The organism is Shinella sp. AETb1-6 (assembly GCF_009826875.1).
Lineage (GTDB): Bacteria > Pseudomonadota > Alphaproteobacteria > Rhizobiales > Rhizobiaceae > Shinella > Shinella sumterensis.
On sequence record NZ_WUMM01000007.1, the window covers coordinates 257979 to 277835 of the forward strand.

The following is a 19857-nucleotide window of genomic DNA, read 5'->3' on the forward strand; positions in this document are numbered from 1 at the left end:
GAATGGAGACGTCAGCTTTTGTAATCGCGCACGAAGGCGGCAAAACCCGCCACGAAATCACGCAGCTTCTTCTCTGTCGCTTCGTCGGCGATGGCGCCATCCTGGATGACGGTGCCGGCGCGCGAGACCATGAGCTTCGCGCCGAACCACGGCACCGTGCCGAGCGTGCGCATCACGGGCAGCCACGCTTCCTGCGACAGGAGCGTGCCGAAATTGCCGGGGGAGGCGCCGGTGATGGCGAAGGGTTTGCCGCCGAACACGCGCGGGATGTCGGAGGAGGGGCGGCTCAGCCAGTCGATGGCGTTCTTGAAGACGCCGGGAATGCCGTTGTTGTATTCGGGGGTGAACAGCAGCACGCCGTCGGCCTCGGCGATCTGGTCTTTAAGGCGAACGACGGCTTCGGGAATGCCATCGGCGGCTTCCGCATCGCCGTCGTAAAGCGGGATGCCATGGATGGAGCCCGCCGTGATGGTGACACCCTCCGGCGCCATGCCGAGGGCAGCGCGCAGCAGCGCGGTGTTGAAGGATCCCTTGCGCAGGCTACCGGAAATAGCGACCAGTTTTGTCATCTCGTGTCTCCGTTCATGGATAAAAAAACCCCGGCGGATTGTTCGTCGCGCCGGGGTCTCGGTCAAGTCAGGCAAGCGGCTTCAGCCGGGCCTCGATCTGCGCGCGGCGCGGTTCGAGGAAGGGCGGCAGCGAGAGGCTTTCGCCCAGTGTCTCGAGCGGTTCGTCCACGGCGAAGCCGGGGCCGTCCGTCGCGATCTCGAACAGGATGCCGTTCGGCTCGCGGAAGTAGAGCGAGCGGAAGTAGAAGCGCTCGACCTCGCCGCTGGAAGGCAGGCGGAAGCCGCGCAGCCGCTCCGTCCAGGCATGCAAGGCCTCGACATCAGGCGCGCGGAACGCGACGTGATGCACGGCGCCCGCACCCTGGTGGGCTGCCGGCAGGTTCGGTTCGACGGCCACGTGGAGTTCGGCTGCCGGGCCGCCGTCACCCATCGAGAAGACATGAACATCGCCCTCGCCATCCGGGTTGGGATAGGTCGAGGTTTCCCGCATGTTCATCACCTGCACGAGCACGGCCTGCGTGTTGCGGATGTCAGGCACGCTGAGCGTGATCGGGCCAAGACCCTTGATCTGGTGTTCTGCCGGGACCGGGCTCCTGTCCCAGGGATTGGACGGCGCGCCGGCATCGTCCACGGTCAGGCGGAAGCGCTGGCCTTCGCCATCCTCGAAGTCGAGCGAGGCGCGGCCCGCGACGTCGCGGATGTCGCCGGCCTTGACCTTGTGTTCGGCAAGGCGTGCCTTCCACCATTCGAGCGACGTCAGGCTGGCGACGCGCAGGCCTGTGCGGGAGACGCTGTGCGTCCCGCGCCGCTCATGGCCGACCGGCCAGTCGAAGAAGGTGAGGTCGGAGCCCGGCGAGGCAAGGCCGTCGGCGTAGAATAGGTGGTAGGCGCTGGTATCGTCCTGGTTGACCGTCTTCTTGACGAGGCGCAAGCCCAGAACCTTCGTATAGAAGCGCAGGTTTTCGCGCGCATTCGCGGTGATGGCGGTCAGGTGATGGATGCCTGTCAGTTGCATGGTCATGTTGAACTCCTCTCCGGAACTCCGGCACATCGGGCGGCCTCGGGGCGAGGCCTGTCGTTGGTCCGAATATCGTTTGTCGCCGCATTTCCCGAAAGCCCGGGCGGGACGAACGGATTGTTCACTTTTATTGAACGGCCATTTCTGCCGTATCGTTGGTTAAGGGGAAATCCGGTCGTTGCGTTCCCGTGCAAGGGGCATGTTTTTGGTGCGACGCAAATCGTTCCGTTAAATTTTATCGTTTCGTAAACCAGCACATGCTTACGTTTATCGTTGCGAAATGAATTTCGTCTCTCCGGGCCGCTCGCGGCGGCATGTCCGAGCCTTCCCACCGATCGCCGATGCGCCCAATTCAGGAGACGATGTATGCTGCCCAAAACTGCGACTGCCAGAAACATGCTCGCCATCGTGGCAGCCGGTGTCGCCACGACGGTGGCCACCGCAAGTGTCCTGGTCTGGCTTTCCTATCGGGCGGTTGAGGAACGGTCGATTTCCGAAATGGTCAATGCCGCCGAGGCCAGTGCCGGCAAGGTCGAGACCTATTTCGCGCAGGTCAAGGCGTTGAGCTGGAACATGCGCTCCACCCTCTATGCGATGAAGGAGACGGGCGCGCCGAGCCGCGAGACGATGAACCTGATCTTCGAGCGGCTGATGGCCGACAATGCCTTCGCCCTCGGCGTCAGCACCGGCTGGGAGCCGAATGCCTTCGATGGCAAGGACGATGCCTACAAGGGCAAGCCCGGCCATGACGCCACGGGCCGCTACGTTCCCTATTTCGCGCGCAGCGAAGGCAAGGTCGGCCTGGAAGCGCTGGTCGATTACGACAAGCCCGGTCCCGGGGATTATTACCAGGTGCCGAAGGCCACGGGTAAGGACTTCCTGACCGAGCCCTACAGCTATGCCGTCGGCGGCAAGAACGTGCTGATGACGTCCTTCATGGTGCCGCTGCTGTTCGACGGCAAGTTCCTCGGCGAGACCGGCGTGGATATCGCGCTGGATGCACTGGCCGGCGACGTCATGCAGCTGAAGCCGCTGGGTGCCGGTTACGTTGCCCTGCTCAGCCAGAACGGCGGCATCGTCAGCCATCCGGATACCGCTCTCCTCGGGAAGTCGCTGGCCGATTCGGGGCTCGACACCGCCGCGTGGCAGGACCTGATCGCCAATCCAAGGGCGGTGAAGGAGATCGCGGATCCTGCCGGCGTGGCGCTCGAGGCGGTGGCCGTGCCAATTCCGCTGACGCCGGATACGACATGGTTTGCCGTGGTCGCCGTTCCCAAATCGGTGCTTTTCGCAAGCGTCTCGTCGCTTGCTACCACGTCCATCGTCGTGATCGCCATCGCGGCGGGCTTCATGGCGGCGATCGGCTGGGCTCTCGCCGCACGCTTCCGCAAGCGCCTCGCCAAGGTGATCAACGCGACGAGCGCGATCGCCGCGGGTCGCATGGACGCGGACCTTTCCGAATCGACGCGTCAGGACGAGATCGGTGAAATGGCGCGCTCGCTTGCCGTGCTGCGCGATGCCGCGCTCGCCAAGGTTCGCCTGGAAGGGGAGGCGGAACAGAGCCGCGCCCTTTCCGAAGAGGAGCGCCGGCAGCGCGCCGAAGAGGCCGCCGAGCGCGAGCGTCAGACCCGCGTGGCCGTCGAGGCCCTTGCCGACGGCCTGCAGAAGCTGGCGGACGGTGACATGACCTGTCGGATCGAGAAGAGCTTTGCCGGTTCGCTCGATCAGGTGCGCCACGATTTCAACGCCTCCGTCGAAAAGCTGCAGGCCGTGCTGCGGTCGGTGGGCGGCAACGCTAATGCGATCCAGGCCGGATCCGCGGAAATCCGCACGGCCTCCAACGATCTTGCCCAGCGCACCGAACAGCAGGCCGCCTCCGTCGAGGAGACCGCGGCGGCGCTCGAGCAGATCACCACGTCGCTCAAGGATGCGACAAAGCGTGCGGAGGATGCCGGGCAACTGGTCGAGCGCACCCGCATCGGCGCGGAAAAGTCCGGCGACGTGGTTCGCCGGGCCGTGGGCGCGATGAGCGGCATCGAGACCTCGTCGCGGGAGATTTCCAACATCATCGGCGTGATCGACGAGATCGCCTTCCAGACCAACCTGCTGGCGCTCAATGCCGGTGTGGAAGCCGCGCGCGCCGGTGAGGCCGGCAAGGGTTTTGCGGTCGTCGCGCAGGAGGTCCGCGAACTTGCCCAGCGCTCGGCCAATGCGGCCAAGGAGATCAAGGCGCTGATCACCAAGTCCGGCGAGCAGGTCAATCTCGGCGTGGCGCTTGTCGGCGAGACCGGCTCGGCGCTGGCGCAGATCGTCAACCAGGTGCAGGAGATCGACGAGAACGTTGCGGCCATCGTGCGTTCGGCACGCGAGCAGTCGACGGGCCTTCACGAGATCAACGCCGCCGTCAACTCCATCGACCAGGGGACGCAGAAGAACGCGGCCATGGTGGAAGAGCAGACCGCCGCAAGCCACGCGCTGGCAAGCGAGGCCGCCGCACTCAACGAACTGGTCGCGCAGTTCCGTCTGGGCACGGGCGGCGACATTGCTGCGCGCCCGACGATCGCATCGGCGGGCGAACACCGTCCCGTCGCATCCGGCGCCCGTGCGCTCGGCAACAAGCTCGTCGCGGCGATGCGCGGCGGGCAGGCCGCCGCGCAGGATTGGGAAGAATTCTGAGATTTGCCGTCAGACGTCAGGAGGGCGGCCACGGAGAGCCGCCTTTCGCAACTGCATCGAAAAGCGTGCTTAAGTTTTGTGCGCTGCATGAATTTTGGTCTGTTTTGGTGCGAAGGCATAGAGGTTCTATTTTAGGGTCTCATTTACAACATTGAATTATTTATATTTTATTGGTTATAACGAAGCTGGCACGCTTCCTGCTTCCTTGGTTTCAGGTCCAGAGGGGACCGAGATAGAAGCGTCCGAAAAACGGTGCTCCGATCAAGCCGCCGCGCAGCCTGAAGGAACCAGCAAGGTTCCGGGATTGCCGGCGGCTTTATTGTTTTAAGCGATGGCCGCATGGCCCTTTGGGGATGGGTACGAAACGCCCGTCTTCCAAATTTCCAGCCTCAGCGTTTCGTGGTTGGACTTTCCTCAAGACTGCGTCAGAATTCATCAACATGGAACGCGTCGTCCAGTTGTGCCGTCGCTTGCCAGATTGTTCTTCTCGATATAATGAGGACCCACATTAAGTGGGTGTTCCGCAGTTGGAGATGACGATGACCCGATCCGGCATGATGATGTTGACTGTGCTGGCGCTGTCCTTGGTCTGCCTGCCTGCCCGCGCGGATGGTCTGGCGCATCCGGTTCATGTTGCGCCTATTCATTTCGAGGAGCGGGAGCAGACGGTCTCCATCACGGGGGAGGTCACCGCGCGGGTGGAAAGCGATCTCTCCTTCCGCGTCGGCGGCCGTATTACGGGCTGGTTCGTGGATGTCGGCGATGCCGTTCGCGCCGGCCAGGTCCTTGCGCGGATCGATCCCGAGGAACAGAAGGCGGATGTCGAGGCGGCCGAAGCCGGCGTGCAGGCGGCGGAAGCGCAGCTCAAGCTCGCCCGCGCCAATTTCGACCGCCAGAAATCGTTGCTCGATGACGGCATCAGCACACAGCGCGATTTCGACGATGCCGAGGCGGCGCTGCGCACCGCCGAGGGCGCGCGCGAAACCGCCATCGCCCAGCGTGATACGGCGAAGGATGTGCTCTCCTATACGGAACTTCGCGCGCCGGCCGATGGCATCGTGACGGCACGCCTGGCCGAAGCGGGCCAGGTGGTGCAGGCGGCGCAGACCATGTTTTCCGTCGCCGATAACGGGCCGCGCGATGCGGTGTTCAACGTCTACGAATCCCTGTTCTTCGAACAGCCGTCCAAGCATTCCGTGCAGGTGACGCTGCTCAGCGACGACAAGGTGCAGACCACGGGCAATGTCCGGGAAGTCTCGCCGACCATCGATACGCAGACCGGCACGGTGCGCGTGAAGGTCGCGATGGACCGCACGCCGCCGGAGATGACGCTGGGCGCTTCTGTCCTCGGTGTGGGTACGCTTGCGCCGCGCCGTGTCGTCGTCGTCCCGTGGCAGGCACTCGCCGAATCCGGTGGCAAGCCGGCCCTCTGGATCGTCGACAAGGCGGACAACACCGTAAAACTGCGCCCCGTCGAAATCTTCTCCTTCGAAACGGGCTCGGCACTGGTTTCCGGCGGTGTCGAGGAAGGCGAGACCTACGTCACCGACGGAACGAAACTGCTGCGGCCCGGCCAGACGATCACCGTGACCGAGGAGAAAGCCCAATGAGACGGTTCCTTGTCCTGAGCGCGGCTCTCATCGCCGCGACGGCGCTTGCCGGCTGCAAGAAGGAAGAAGAGGCCGCCGCGCCGCCGCGGCCCGTGCTGTATTCCGTGGTAAAGCCGGTCGCGCTACCGGGCACCCGCTTTGCCGGCACGGTGCAGGCGAAGGTGCAGTCCGCACTCGGTTCCCGTGTCGCCGGGCGTCTGGTTTCGCGCAGCGTCCACGTCGGCGATCTCGTGGCGAAGGGCGACGAACTCGCCGTGCTCGATGCGACGGCTTATGAACTGGCGGTTCGCTCCGCACGGGCCGAGCTGTCCAGCGCCGAGGCGACGCTTGCGAGCGTGGTGGCGGCCGATGAGCGGCAACGGACGCTGCTTCAGTCCAACGCTGCCGCAAGGGCGGCCGTCGAGAGCGCCGAGCAATCGCGCGCCGCGGCGGAAGCCGGTCTGACCCGGGCGCGCACGGCACTCAAGAAGGCCGAGGAGCAGCTTTCCTATACGAGAATCCAGGCCGAGTTCGATGGCGTCGTCGTCGCCACGGGGGCGGAAGTCGGGCAGACCGTGTCGCCGGGCGAGGCCATCGTGACCATTGCCCGCCCGGACGAGCGCGATGCGGTGGTGGATATCCCCGAGACCGCGGTCGCCATTGCGGTTGGCAGCCGGTTCCGCGTCTCGCTCCAGATCAATCCTGCCATCACCGTCATGGGTGCCGTGCGCGAGGTCGCGCCGTCCGCCGACGCGGTCACCCGCACGCGGCGTGTGAAGATCGCCCTGGAAAACCCGCCGGACACGGTGCGGCTCGGCACGACGATTACGGCCGAACTGGAGGGTCCGGACCTCACGACGATCATGGTGCCGGAGACGGCCATCCTCGTGAAGGACGGCAAGCCGCATGTCTGGATCGTCGATACGCAGAAGGGTGAAGTGCATCTCGCCGCCGTCGAGACGGGGGCTGCCGCCGGCCGGTATCTCTCCGTCTCAAGCGGGCTCAAAGAGGGCGACCGCGTGGTCACCGCCGGGGTGAACAGCCTGGAGGACGGCCAGAAAGTGAAGATCGAAGACGAGGCAAGCCTATGAAGAAGTTCAACCTTTCGGACTGGGCGCTCGATCATGCGTCGCTTGTCTGGTATTTCATGATCGTCTTCGCGCTGCTCGGCTTCTTCACCTACCAGAATCTCGGGCGTGAGGAGGATCCGTCCTTCGTCATCAAGACCATGACGGTCAGCGCCGCCTGGCCCGGCGCCTCCGTCGAGGAGACGACACGGCAGGTGACGGAGCGCATCGAGCGCAAGCTCGAGGAGCTGGAGTCGCTCGATTTCACACGCAGCGTGACGACGCCCGGACAGACGCTGGTCTTCGTCAACCTGAAGCCGACGACGCGCGCCCGCGACGTGGCGCCGACGTGGCAGACCGTCCGCAACATGATCAACGATATCAGGGGGGAATTTCCCTCCGGTGTCGTCGGCCCCGCCTTCAACGACCGCTTCGGCGATGTGTTCGGCAATATCTATGCCTTTACCGCCGACGGCCTGACCCAGCGCCAGCTGCGCGATTATGTCGAGGATGCCCGCAGGCGCGTGCTGACGGTGCCGAATATCGGCAAGGTCGATCTGATCGGCGCGCAGGACGAGGTCATCTATCTCGAATTCTCCACGCGCCAGCTTGCCGCGCTCGGCATTTCCACCCAGCAGGTCGTCTCGACGCTGCAGGCGCAGAACGCAATCGCACCATCCGGCGTGGTGCAGGGCGGCGGGGAACGTGTCAGCGTGCGCGTCGGCGGGCAGTTCAGCTCGGAGGAAAGCCTGCGCGAGGTCAATCTGCGTGTCAACAACCGCTTCTTCCGGCTGAGCGACATCGCCACCATCACGCGGGGTTACGAAGACCCGCCGTCGGCATTGTTCCGGTTCAACGGCCAGCCGGCGATCGGTCTGGCGATCGGCATGAAGCAGGGCTCGAACCTGCTGGAATTCGGCGCGGCGGTCGAGAAAAAGATCGAAACGCTGTCTGAGGAACTGCCCATCGGCGTCGACGTGCATCTCGTCTCCGACCAGCCGAAGGTCGTCGAGGAAGCGGTGTCGGGCTTCACGCGTGCGCTGTTCGAGGCGGTGGCCATCGTGCTCATCGTCAGTTTCGTGAGCCTCGGCCTGCGGGCGGGGCTCGTCGTGGCGCTCTCCATACCGCTGACGCTCGGCATCACCTTCGTCTTCATGTATTATGACGGCATATCGCTCCAGCGCGTTTCGCTCGGCGCACTCATCATCGCGCTCGGGCTTCTCGTCGACGATGCCATGATCGCGGTGGAAATGATGGTGGCCCGGCTGGAGGCGGGGGATACGCTGCGCAAGGCGGCGACCTATGTCTATACATCCACCGCCTTCCCGATGCTAACAGGCACGCTGGTGACCGTGGCGGGCTTCATCCCGATCGGCCTCAACAACAGTGCTGCCGGCGAATTCACCTTCTCGCTGTTCGTCGTCATCGCGATCTCGCTTGTCGTGTCATGGGTCGTGGCGGTCGTGTTCACGCCGCTGCTCGGCGTGACGATCCTGCCCAAGAGCATGAAGCAGCACCACGACCAGAAGGGCTGGTTCGGACGCATCTTCGCCCGTATCCTCGATGTCTGCATGCGCTGGAAATGGACCACGATCGTCGCGACCATCGCGGTCTTCGCCGTCTCCGTCTTCGGCATGGGCTTCGTGCAGCAACAGTTCTTCCCGTCGTCCGACCGCCCGGAACTCGTCATCGACTGGGCGCTGCCGCAGAACGCCTCGATTGCCGAAACGAACGCACAGATCGCCAAGCTCGAAGAGGAAAAGCTCAAGGGCAATCCCGATATCGAGCGCTGGTCTTCCTATGTGGGCGAGGGCGCGGTGCGCTTTCTGCTGTCCTTCGACGTGCAGCCCCCGTCGCCGGCCTTCGGCCAGACGGTCATCGTCACCAAGGACCTCGAAGCGCGCGACAGGGTCAAGGCGGATCTCGATGCCTATCTGCGCACGACCTTTGTCGGCACGGATGCGCTCGTGAAGCTGCTCGACATCGGCCCGCCGGTCGGCCGTCCGGTCCAGTACCGTGTCAGCGGTCCCGACATCCAGGAAGTGCGCAAGCAGGCGCTGGCCTTCGGCGAGATTCTCGGCCGTAACGACCGGCTGGGCGATATCGTCTATGACTGGAACGAGCCCGCCCGCGTCGTGAAGGTCGATGTCCTCCAGGACAAGGCCCGCCAGCTCGGCGTGACCTCACAGGATATCGCGTCTGCGCTCAACGGCGTCGTCGGCGGCACCACTGTCACGCAGATCCGTGACGACACCTACCTGATCGACGTCATCGGCCGGGCGAAGGCCGGCGAGCGCCAGTCGATCGAAACGCTGCGCCAGTTGCAGCTGCCGACGGCCAACGGAACCTCGGTGCCGCTCGCCGCCGTCGCCAACTTCCGCTACGAGATGGAGCAGCCGGTGGTGTGGCGCCGCTCTCGCCAGCCCACCATCACGGTCAAGGCCAGCGTGACCGGCGGCGTGCAGCCTGCCACCATCGTCTCCCAGATGGAAAAGCAGGTCGATGCCTTCCGCGCCGAGCTGCCCTCCGGCTATGACATCGCCGTCGGCGGCGCCGTTGAAGAAAGCGCCAACAGCCAGGCGCCCATCGTTGCCGTCGTCCCGCTGATGCTCTTTGCCATGGCGACGATCCTGATGCTGCAGTTGCAGAGCTTCTCGCGGCTGTTCCTGGTCTTCGCGGTGGCGCCGCTGGCGCTTATCGGCGTGGTCATCGCGCTGCTCGGCAGCGGGGCGCCTCTCGGCTTCGTCGCCATCCTCGGCGTGCTGGCGCTGATCGGCATCCTCATCCGCAACTCGGTGATCCTCGTGGTGCAGATCGAGCATCTGCGGCTGGAGGGCAAACATGCCTGGGACGCGGTGCGGGAGGCGACGGAACACCGTATGCGTCCGATCATGCTGACGGCGGCGGCCGCCAGTCTTGCGCTCATTCCGATCTCGCGGGAGGTGTTCTGGGGGCCGATGGCTTACGCCATGATGGGCGGCATCATCGTCGGTACGGTGCTGACGCTGCTCTTCCTGCCGGCGCTTTATATCGCCTGGTTCCGCATCAAGCCGGAAGACAAGGACGAGGCGACGCCGGGACCGGAGCCCGAACCCGTCGCCGCCGCCTGACGCAACCTGCAAATGACCTCGCCGAAAGCGAGGTCATTTCGTTTCGGGTGACGGGGCCGTGTTCCAGTCGGCTCGCGCGGCGATGAAGTCCGGATTGGCGAAGTCGCTGTCGTGCTTCTGGTTGCGCTTGCCATAGACAAGCGGCTCGCCGTCCAGCGTGCGCGTGCCGCCGCCGGCGGCGCGCAGCACGGCGTCGCCCGCCGCCGTATCCCATTCCATGGTGCGGCTGAAGCGCGGATAGACGTCCGCCACGCCCTCCGCTACCAGGCAGAACTTCAGCGAAGAGCCGATGGCCGTGCAGGCATCGATGCCGTGATCGTCGAGAAAGCGGGCGGTCTGCGGCGTGTCATGCGATCGGCTGGCGACGGCGGTGATTGCCGCGCCATGCTTGCGACAGCCGATGGCCTGTCGTTCGGCGATCGTCCGGCCGTCCGTCACCGTGAAGCGTTCCGCCCGGTTATCCACCGCCACGAAGCCGGAGGAAAGCGCTGGCGCGAAGACGATGCCGGCAATCGGCGCGCCGTTTTCGATGAGAGCGATGTTGACGGTGAATTCGCTGCGGCCCGCCACGAATTCCTTGGTTCCGTCGAGCGGATCGACAAGGAAGAACCGGCCGCCTGAAATGTCCGGCACGATTCCCGCGGCGACGGCCTCTTCGGCGACGACGGGTATGGCGGGGAAATGCCGGCGGAGCGCCGCAAGGATCACCTGCTCGGCCTCTTCGTCCGCTTCCGTCACGGGGGAACTGTCGGGCTTGTGCCGGATATGGGCGCCCGCATCGTGGACAACCATGATGGCGCGGCCGGCGGCGAGCGCCGCGGTCTCCAGCACCTGTTTCAGCTCTGCAAGGTCCGTGTGCATGATGGAATGGCTTAATCCCGGCGCGCTCCGAAAGCAAATGCCAAGACATGGCCGGCTGCGGGTGTGGAAAGATCGGCGCTGCGGGCAGGGTGCGGCGATCTCCCGTCTTGCCGTTTGCGCGCCATGTGCGAAGGTGGCGCATCTCATATGGGACATCGCATGCGCTACTCCGCCCTCTCGATCTTCAAGCAAGCCTTCGCCGGCAATCTCGGCTGGAAACCCGCCTGGCGGGAGCCGGACCCGAAGCCGCATTATGACGTGATCATCGTGGGCGGCGGCGGCCACGGCCTTGCGACGGCCTACTACCTCGCCAAGGAATTCGGCCTGCGCAACGTCGCCGTCATCGAGAAGGGCTATCTCGGCTCGGGCAATGTCGGGCGTAACACGACGATCGTTCGCTCCAACTACATGCTTCCCGGCAACGAGCCGTTCTACGAGTTCTCGCTGAAACTGTGGGAAGGTCTGGAGCAGGACCTCAACTACAATGTGATGTTCTCGCAGCGCGGCATCATCAACCTCTATCACAATGACGGCCAGCGCGATCAGTACATCCGCCGCGGCAATGCCATGATGATGGAAGGCGTGGCGGCCGAGCTTCTCGACCGCGACACGCTGAAGAAGATGCTGCCCTTCCTCAACTTCGATCATGCGCGCTTTCCCATCATGGGTGGCCTCCTTCAGCGGCGCGCCGGCACGGCGCGGCATGACGCGGTCGCCTGGGGCTTTGCGCGCGGTGCCGACCGGCACGGCGTCGATCTCATCCAGAACTGCGAGGTGACGGGGATCCGTCGGGAAAACGGGGTGGTCACGGGCGTCGAGACGACGAAGGGCTTCATCGGCTGCAACAAGCTGGCGCTGGCGGCTGCCGGCAATTCGTCGCGCGTCGCCGACATGGCGGGGCTGAAGCTGCCGCTGGAAAGCCATGTGCTGCAGGCCTTCGTGACGGAGGGGCTGAAGCCCTGCATCGACCATGTCATCACCTATGGCGCGGGGCATTTCTACATTTCGCAGTCCGACAAGGGCGGGCTGGTGTTCGGCGCGGAAATCGACGGTTACTCCTCCTATGCGCAGCGCGGCAATCTCGCGACGGCCGAGCATGTGATGGAGGAAGGGGTGACGATGATCCCCGGCCTTTCGCGCGTGCGGGTGCTGCGCTCCTGGGGCGGCGTCATGGACATGTCGATGGACGGCTCGCCGATCACCGACCGTACGTCGATCGACAACCTCTATCTCAACTGCGGCTGGTGTTACGGCGGCTTCAAGGCGACGCCGGCCTCGGGCTTCTGCTTCGCGCACCTGATCGCCAAGGGCGAGAGCCACCATGTGGCGCGCGCGTTGCGGCTCGATCGCTTCGAGCGCGGCTTCCCCATCGACGAGGCGGGTGCCGGCACCCAGCCCAACCTGCATTGAGCGCGCCATGGCCAGCCTGATTTCCTGCCCGCACTGCGGCACGCGCCCCAAGGAAGAATTCGCGATCCGAGGCGACGCCACGCCCCTCCGCCCGTCGTCCATGGCATCCGACGAAGCATGGCACGACTATGTGCATTTGCGGACCAACCCGCGCGGCCGCGTGCGGGAACACTGGCAGCACGTCGCCGGATGCCGGCGCTGGCTCGTCGTGGAGCGCGACAATCTCAGCCATGCCGTCTTTTCCGTGACCGATGCCGCGACGGAGGTTGACCGATGACCGCGTATCGCCTTCCGGCCGGCGGCCTGATCGACCGCAGCCACACGCTTGCCTTCTCCTTCGACGGCAAGAGCCTGTCCGGCCATGCCGGCGATACGCTCGCCTCGGCGCTTCTGGCCAACGACCGGCTGCTCGTCGGCCGCAGCTTCAAGTATCACCGCCCGCGCGGCATCGTGACGGCCGGCCCCTCCGAGCCGAATGCGCTGGTCACGGTCGGCAGCGGCGTGCGCCGGGATCCCAACACCAAGGCGACGGTTGCCGAACTCTATGACGGCCTCGTCGCCACCAGCCAGAACCGCTGGCCGAGCCTCGCCTTCGATATCGGCGCGGTCAACGGCCTGATGGCGCGCTTCCTGTCGGCCGGCTTCTACTACAAGACCTTCATGTGGCCGGCGGCCTTCTGGGAAAAGGTCTACGAGCCGCTTATCCGGCGCGCCGCCGGGCTTGGCAGAACCGATCTTTCACCCGATCCCGATTCCTACGAGAAGAGCTGGGCGCATTGCGATCTGCTGGTGGTCGGCTCCGGGCCGGCCGGTCTTGCCGCCGCTCTGGTCGCGGCGCGATCCGGCCTGCGTGTCATCCTCGCCGAGCAGGATTTCGCTCTCGGCGGCACGCTGCTTTCCGAGACGACGCGGCTCGACGGCGAGGCGCCCTATATCTTCGCCCGCCGCGTGCTGGACGAATTGCAGAACAGCCCGAATGTCACCTTGCTACCGCGCACGACGGTTTTCGGCTGGTACGACGACAATGTGTTCGGCGCCCTCGAACGGGTGCAGAAACACGGTGCGGCGGTGGATGCGGTGAAGCCCGTCGAACGCCTGTGGCGCATCGTGGCGAAGCACGCCATCCTGGCCTCGGGCGCGGAGGAACGGCCGCTGGTCTTCGGCGGCAATGACCGGCCGGGCGTGATGACGGCCAGTGCTGCCGCCACCTATGCCAACCGCTTCGGCGTGGCCGCCGGCAAGGCCGTCGCGATCTTCACCAACGGTGCCTCGGGCTATCGCACCGCACGCGACCTCGCCGCGCAAGGCATCGGGATCGCCGCGCTCATCGACAGCCGGACGGATGCCGCCGAAGCGGCGCCGGCCGGCGTTCGTCTCATCCGCGGCGGTTCCATCATCGACACGAGAGGTGGCGCGCGCCTTCGCGGCATCGTCGCGGACCGCGGCGGTTTCGAGGACCTGATCGCCTGCGATGCCGTCGCGATGTCCGGCGGCTGGAGCCCGGTCATCCATCTTGCCTGCCAGCGCGGCGGCAAGCCCGTCTGGTCGGATGCCTTGCAGGCCTTTCTGGCGCCCGATGTCGGTGCCGGTCTCGTGCCCGCCGGTGCGGCGGCGGGGCAGTACCGCCTGTCGGCCTGTCTCGAGGACGGTGCGCGCAAGGCGGCTGATATCGTCGAAGCGCTCGGACGGCAGGCTGCCGGCTTCCAGGCGCCGGTGGTCGGCGAGGAACCCGATCCGTCGTTCACGGCGCTCTGGCATGTGCCGGGCGCGAAGTCGAAGGCCTTCGTGGATTTCCAGAACGACGTGCATCTCGGCGATCTCGGGCTTGCCGTGCGCGAGGGCTTCGGCCATGTCGAACATGCCAAGCGCTACACGACGGGCGGCATGGCGACGGACCAGGGCAAGCTTGGCAACATCAATGCCATCGGCATTCTCGCCGCCATGCGCGGCGTAAGTCCCGCGGAGGTCGGCACGACGACGTTCCGCCCGTTCTATACGCCGGTCTCCTTCGGCGCGCTCGCCGGCACGTCGGTGGGCGAACACGCCATGCCCGTTCGCCGCTCGCCGCTGCATGGCTGGGCGGCGCGCAACGGCGCTGCCTTCATCGAGGCGGGCCTCTGGTATCGCTCGTCGTGGTTTGCCAAAGGCGAGGAGAAGACATGGCGGGAGAGCGTCGACCGTGAGGTGCGTAGCGTTCGCGAGAATGCCGGTCTCTGCGATGTCTCGACGCTCGGCAAGATCGAGGTGTTCGGGCCCGATGCGGCCGAATTCCTCAACCGGCTCTATTGCAATCCGCTGCTCAAACTGCCTGTCGGCAAGGCCCGCTATGGGCTGATGCTGCGTGAAGACGGCATGGTTTTCGATGACGGCACGGTCAGCAGGCTGGGCGAAGCGCATTTTCTCATCACGACCACGACCGCCATGGCGGGGGGCGTGCTCTCGCATATGGAGTTCGCGGCGCAGGTGCTGTGGCCGCAGTTGCGCGTGCGTTTCCTCTCCGTCTCTGACCAATGGGCGCAGATGTCGATTGCCGGGCCGAAGGCGCGGGTCATCCTTCAGTCCATCGTGGAGGACGACATCTCCCATGCGGCCTTTCCGTTCCTGGCCGCCCGCGAGGTCCGTCTCAAGGGCAATCTCAAGGGGCGGCTCTTCCGGATCTCCTTTTCCGGCGAACTCGCCTATGAGCTTGCGGTGCCGGCCGGCTACGGCGAGGCGGTGGCCGACGCGCTGATGCGCGCAGGTCTGCCGCACGGCATGTGCGCCTATGGTGTGGAAGCGCTCAACGTGCTGCGTATCGAGAAGGGCCATGTCACGCACGCGGAACTCGACGGCCGCGTGACGCCGGACGATGCCGGGCTCGGCCACATGATGGGGACCGGCAAGGCGGATTTCATCGGCAAGCGGCTCTCCAATCGCTTCGGCCTGACGGCGGCGGACCGGGCGCAGCTCGTCGGCCTCAAGGCGCTGGAGGCGGACCAGGAGATGCGGGCCGGTGCGCATCTGCTGAAGGACGGCGCCAAGCCCTCGACGATCAACGACCAGGGCTGGGTGAGTTCCGCCTGTTTCTCGCCGACGCTCCGCATGCCCATCGCGCTTGCCTTCCTCAAGTCCGGCCGCGAGCGCTACGGCGAGAAGATCGTGGTGTGGGACCGGCTGCGCGGTGTCGAGACCATGGCGGAGGTCTGCCATCCGGTCTTCGTCGATCCTGATAACAGCAAGCTCACGGCATAGGGGGGCAGGCATGGCTTACGACTATCACGCGGTTCATGCTCTGGACGGGACGATCGGGGCGATTGCCGAGCGGCGGGCCAACCACCTGGCCGTCCACCGTGCGACGGCGATGGCCATGGTGTTGGCCTCGCCGGGCCGGGTGCCCGAGGCGGCCGGCATTCTGGTCGCGAACGGCGACTTCGAGGTCCGGTTTTCCGGTCCCGGCGAGTGGCTGGTCCTGTCGGAGGTCCATGCACCCGAAACGCTTGCCGCCGAACTCGGCGTGCGGCTCGGCGATGCGGCTTTCGTCATCGACCAGAGCCATGGCCGGGTCGCTCTGACCCTGACCGGGCCGGATGCCGCGCGCATCCTGGCAAACGGCGTCGCGGTCGATCTTCATGCCGACAGCTTCCCCGTCGGCCGGGCGGCGAACGTTCTGTGCCATCACATTTCGGTCAATCTGGCCCGCACCAGTGCGCAAAGCTTCGATCTCGTCGTCATGCGCAGTTTCGCCGAGGCGCTGGTGGACAACATCAAGGTCATGGCGCGCAGCCACGATCTGTCGGTCGATTTCGCGACACGCTGACAGGCTTGCGCGCCGCTCCCCGACATTGGAAATCGATAAAGCGACATGAGGTTTCGCAACCCGGGCTTGTCGGGCCGGCGAGGGACAAAATAGGCTGCCTTCACGCACTGCCTCTCGTTCCTTCAACCGTCACAAGCCGGAGATTTTCATGAAGAGCCATGCCAGGGTCGTGGTCATCGGGGGCGGCGTCGTCGGCTGCTCCGTCCTCTATCATCTCACCAAGTTCGGCTGGACCGATGTCGTGCTCGTGGAACGGTCCGAACTGACCTCCGGCTCGACCTGGCATGCCGCTGGCGGCATGCACACGATCAACGGCGATCCGAACGTCGCCAAGCTCCAGAAATACACGGTGGAGCTCTACAAGGAGATTGAGGACTATTCCGGCCAGGATATCGGCCTGCACATGACGTCGGGCATGATGCTTGCGGCGACGAAGGAACGCTTCGACTGGATGAAGTCGATCCTCGCCAAGGGCCGTTATATGGGGCTGGAGGCGGAACTGCTGACGCCCAGGGAGGCGCATGACCTCATGCCGCTCATCGATCCCGACCAGTTCGTCGGTGCGGTGTTCGATCCGGTGGAAGGTCATCTCGACCCCTACGGCACCACCCATGCCTATGCGAAATCGGCCAAGAAGAACGGTGCGGAAATCTACCTTCACACCAAGGTCGAGGACCTCGCGCAGCGCGAGGACGGCGGCTGGCGCGTCATCACCAACAAGGGCGAGATCATCTCCGAACACGTGGTCAACTGCGGTGGCCTCTGGGCGCGCGAGGTCGGCCGCATGGTCGGTCTCGAACTGCCGGTCCTGGCCATGGAGCACATGTATCTCATCACCGAGGACATGCCGGAGGTGATCGAGTTCAACCGGACGCGCGGCAAGGAGCTGATGCATTGCGTGGATTTCGACGGGGAAATCTACCTCCGCCAGGAACGCAACGGCATGCTGATGGGCACGTATGAAAAGGCCTGCCGCCCGTGGTCGCCGCTCAACACGCCGTGGGATTTCGGGCACGAGTTGCTGGAAGAGGATATCGAGCGCATCACGCCGGAGCTGGAAGTGGGCTTCCGTCATTTTCCGGCCTTCAACAAGGCGGGCATCAAGAAGATCATCAATGGCCCCTTCACCTTTTCGCCCGACGGCAATCCGCTTGTCGGGCCGGTGCGCGGCATGACGAATTTCTGGTCGGCCTGCGCGGTCATGGCCGGCTTCAGCCAGGGCGGCGGTGTGGGACTGGCGCTCGCCAACTGGATGATCCACGGCGATCCCGGTTTCGACGTCTTCGCCATGGACGTGGCGCGCTACGGCGATTTCGCCACACTCGGCTATACCAATGCCAAAGTGCGCGAAAACTACTCGCGGCGTTTTTCCATCCGCTATCCGAACGAGGAGCTGCCGGCCGGGCGCCCGCTTCTGACGACCCCGGTCTATGACAGGCTGAAGGCTGCCGGTGCCGTCTTCGGCGCGTCCTATGGCCTGGAGCAGCCGCTGTGGTTTGCGCCCGCAGGTGTCGAGGACCATTTCTCCTGGCGGCGATCGACGGATTTCGAGACGGTCGGCGCGGAGGCCAGGGCGGTGCGCGAGAGCGTCGGCCTGATGGAAACGTCGGGTTTTGCCAAATATGCCGTGAAGGGCAGAGGGGCGGAAGCCTTCCTCGACCGACTGCTCGCCTGCCGCATGCCCGCGACCGGCCGCATGACGCTCGCCCCCATGCTGAAGGCGGATGGCAAGCTGATCGGCGATTTCACGCTGGCCAAGCTCGGCGAGGGGGATTTCCTGCTCATCGGCTCCGGCATCGCCGAGGACTATCACATGCGCTGGTTCGAAGCGCATCTGCCGAAGGATGGGTCCGTCACGCTCGAGGCCCTCAATCTCGGCCTGGTCGGCCTCGCGATCGCCGGCCCGAATGCGCGCGAGGTCTTGCGCAAGCTGACCCACCAGGACCTGTCGACGGCGGCCTTCCCGTTCATGGCGGTGCGGCGCATGGATCTGGGCATGGCGCCCGCCATCGTCGGCCGCGTCAGCTATACCGGCGATCTCGGCTACGAGATCTGGATGAAGCCGCAATACCAGCGCTACCTCTATGACCTGATCCTCGAAGCCGGTGAGGAATTCGGCATTCGCCTGTTCGGGCTGCGCGCGCTCAACGCGCTGCGGCTCGAAAAATCCTATGGCAGCTGGTCGCGGGAATATCGCCCGCTCTACGGCCCGCTGGAAGCGCGGCTGGATCGCTTCGTCGCGCTGGACAAGGCGGCGGACTTCATCGGCAAGGCCGCCGCCAGATTAGAGCGCGAGAACGGCGGCACATTGCGGCTGTGCACCTTTATCCTCGAGGCGAAGGATGCCGATGTCATCGGCGACGAACCGATCTATCTCGACGGCGTCGTGCGCGGCTGGGTGACATCGGGTGGATATGCGCATGCGGCCGGCGTGTCGGTCGCGGTGGGATATGTGCCGAAGGACATCGCCGACGTGACCGGGGACTGGTCGGTCGAGCTCCTCGGGGAGATGCTGCCCGCCCGCCTGCAGCGGGAGCCGCTCTTCGACCCCACGAGCGCGACGATGCGAAAATGAGACCTGCCGCGGCGTCGCGACGGTGTTTCGTCATGAACCACCCGTCATGCCGCCGCGGTGCTTCATTTTGCACCGGCGGGCTGATTTTCCTGCCGCTTTTTTGGATATCGTGGCGTTAATAACGTCATTTACCGCTTTCGCCCAAAGAAATTGTCGATCCGATTTTTTTTGGCTTCCCTTTTGTATCGAAAGCGGTATGGAATTCATTTGTCTACACAAGCTCAAAAAATGAGCGCAAGAACAAGAGATGTGGCCAAAGCGGACTGCATCCGGGGGATTATATATGGAGTATTTCGTCCAGCAGCTCGTCAACGGGCTGACTCTTGGCTCGATTTATGGTCTGATAGCCATTGGCTACACCATGGTTTACGGCATCATCGGCATGATCAACTTCGCCCATGGCGATATCTTCATGCTCGGCGGATTTGCCGCTCTCATCACCTTTCTCGTCCTGACCAGCGTGTTCGTCGGCCTGCCGGTCGTCATTCTGCTCCTGGTCATGATGGTTGCCGCGATGCTGACGGCGTCGCTGTGGAACTGGACGATCGAGAAGATGGCGTACCGGCCGCTGCGCGGTTCGTTCCGCCTTGCGCCGCTGATCACGGCGATCGGCATGTCGATTGCGCTGTCGAACTTCATCCAGGTCACGCAGGGCCCGCGCAACAAGCCGATCCCGCCGCTGGTGTCGTCGGTCTACAATGTCTTCGGCATCGCGATCTCGCTCAAGCAGATCATCATCATGCTCCTGACGGCGATCCTGCTGACGACCTTCTGGTACATCGTCAACAAGACCGCGCTGGGCCGCGCGCAGCGTGCAACCGAACAGGACCGCAAGATGGCGGCGCTGCTGGGCATCGACGTCGACCGCACGATCTCCGTGACCTTCGTCATGGGCGCATCGCTGGCGGCGGTGGCCGGCACCATGTACCTGATGTATTACGGCGTGACCGTCTTCACCGACGGCTTCATTCCGGGCGTCAAGGCCTTCACGGCCGCGGTTCTCGGCGGCATCGGCTCGCTTCCGGGCGCGGTTCTCGGCGGCATGCTCATCGGTCTCATCGAGAGCCTGTGGTCGGCCTATTTCACCATCGACTACAAGGACGTCGCGACGTTCTCCATCCTCGCCATCGTCCTGATCTTCAAGCCGTCCGGCATTCTCGGACGACCGGAAGTCGAGAAGGTTTGA

The 19857-nt window shown here is 64.7% G+C and carries 13 protein-coding genes; 10 read left to right on the forward strand and 3 right to left on the reverse strand.

Annotated features, from left to right (window positions below):
* Positions 1-11: 11 nt before the first annotated feature.
* Together GR158_RS15030 and GR158_RS15035 are read right to left on the reverse strand one after the other, a co-directional pair.
* Positions 12-569 carry an NADPH-dependent FMN reductase gene (locus tag GR158_RS15030; protein ID WP_160871618.1) on the reverse strand — a complete coding sequence of 186 codons (558 nt, stop codon included), beginning with the start codon at positions 567-569 and terminating at the stop codon, positions 12-14.
* A gap of 67 nt (positions 570-636) precedes the next feature.
* Positions 637-1590 carry a ring-cleaving dioxygenase gene (locus GR158_RS15035; RefSeq protein ID WP_160871619.1) on the reverse strand — a complete coding sequence of 318 codons (954 nt, stop codon included), beginning with the start codon at positions 1588-1590 and terminating at the stop codon, positions 637-639.
* 363 nt (positions 1591-1953) lie between these two features.
* On the opposite strand from GR158_RS15035, the gene GR158_RS15040 reads away from it, so the two are divergent.
* From GR158_RS15040 to GR158_RS15055, 4 genes are all read left to right on the forward strand, one after another.
* Positions 1954-4263 (forward strand): methyl-accepting chemotaxis protein, encoded by a 2310-nt coding sequence (locus tag GR158_RS15040; protein ID WP_160871620.1) that lies wholly within the window; start codon positions 1954-1956, stop codon positions 4261-4263.
* Between the two features lie 539 nt (positions 4264-4802).
* Positions 4803-5873 (forward strand): efflux RND transporter periplasmic adaptor subunit, encoded by a 1071-nt coding sequence (locus GR158_RS15045; protein WP_160871621.1) that lies wholly within the window; start codon positions 4803-4805, stop codon positions 5871-5873.
* On the forward strand, positions 5870-6943 hold the full coding sequence (locus tag GR158_RS15050; RefSeq protein ID WP_160871622.1) for an efflux RND transporter periplasmic adaptor subunit: 1074 nt from the start codon (positions 5870-5872) through the stop codon (positions 6941-6943). Before GR158_RS15045 ends, GR158_RS15050 begins: the two co-directional genes overlap by 4 nt.
* Positions 6940-10029 (forward strand): efflux RND transporter permease subunit, encoded by a 3090-nt coding sequence (locus tag GR158_RS15055; protein ID WP_160871623.1) that lies wholly within the window; start codon positions 6940-6942, stop codon positions 10027-10029. Before GR158_RS15050 ends, GR158_RS15055 begins: the two co-directional genes overlap by 4 nt.
* Before the next feature lie 33 nt (positions 10030-10062).
* Here GR158_RS15055 and cysQ read toward each other — a convergent pair whose 3' ends face one another.
* Positions 10063-10890 carry a 3'(2'),5'-bisphosphate nucleotidase CysQ gene (gene cysQ / locus GR158_RS15060; protein WP_371731656.1) on the reverse strand — a complete coding sequence of 276 codons (828 nt, stop codon included), beginning with the start codon at positions 10888-10890 and terminating at the stop codon, positions 10063-10065.
* Positions 10891-11049: 159 nt separating this feature from the next.
* Here cysQ and GR158_RS15065 point away from each other — a divergent pair, with 159 nt between their 5' ends.
* From GR158_RS15065 to GR158_RS15090, 6 genes are all read left to right on the forward strand, one after another.
* Entirely contained in the window at positions 11050-12300 is a 1251-nt protein-coding gene (locus GR158_RS15065) for a sarcosine oxidase subunit beta family protein (RefSeq protein ID WP_160871624.1), read from the forward strand.
* 7 nt (positions 12301-12307) lie between these two features.
* Complete coding sequence (locus GR158_RS15070; protein WP_134650623.1) at positions 12308-12577, forward strand: sarcosine oxidase subunit delta; 270 nt, start codon at positions 12308-12310, stop codon at positions 12575-12577.
* Complete coding sequence (locus tag GR158_RS15075) at positions 12574-15531, forward strand: sarcosine oxidase subunit alpha family protein (RefSeq protein ID WP_160871625.1); 2958 nt, start codon at positions 12574-12576, stop codon at positions 15529-15531. Before GR158_RS15070 ends, GR158_RS15075 begins: the two co-directional genes overlap by 4 nt.
* 10 nt (positions 15532-15541) lie before the next feature.
* Complete coding sequence (locus GR158_RS15080; protein ID WP_160871626.1) at positions 15542-16096, forward strand: sarcosine oxidase subunit gamma; 555 nt, start codon at positions 15542-15544, stop codon at positions 16094-16096.
* 148 nt (positions 16097-16244) lie between these two features.
* Complete coding sequence (locus GR158_RS15085; protein ID WP_160871627.1) at positions 16245-18671, forward strand: FAD-dependent oxidoreductase; 2427 nt, start codon at positions 16245-16247, stop codon at positions 18669-18671.
* Positions 18672-18954: 283 nt separating this feature from the next.
* The gene (locus GR158_RS15090; RefSeq protein ID WP_160871628.1) at positions 18955-19857 is read left to right on the forward strand and encodes a branched-chain amino acid ABC transporter permease; all 903 of its coding nucleotides are present in this window, start codon (positions 18955-18957) and stop codon (positions 19855-19857) included.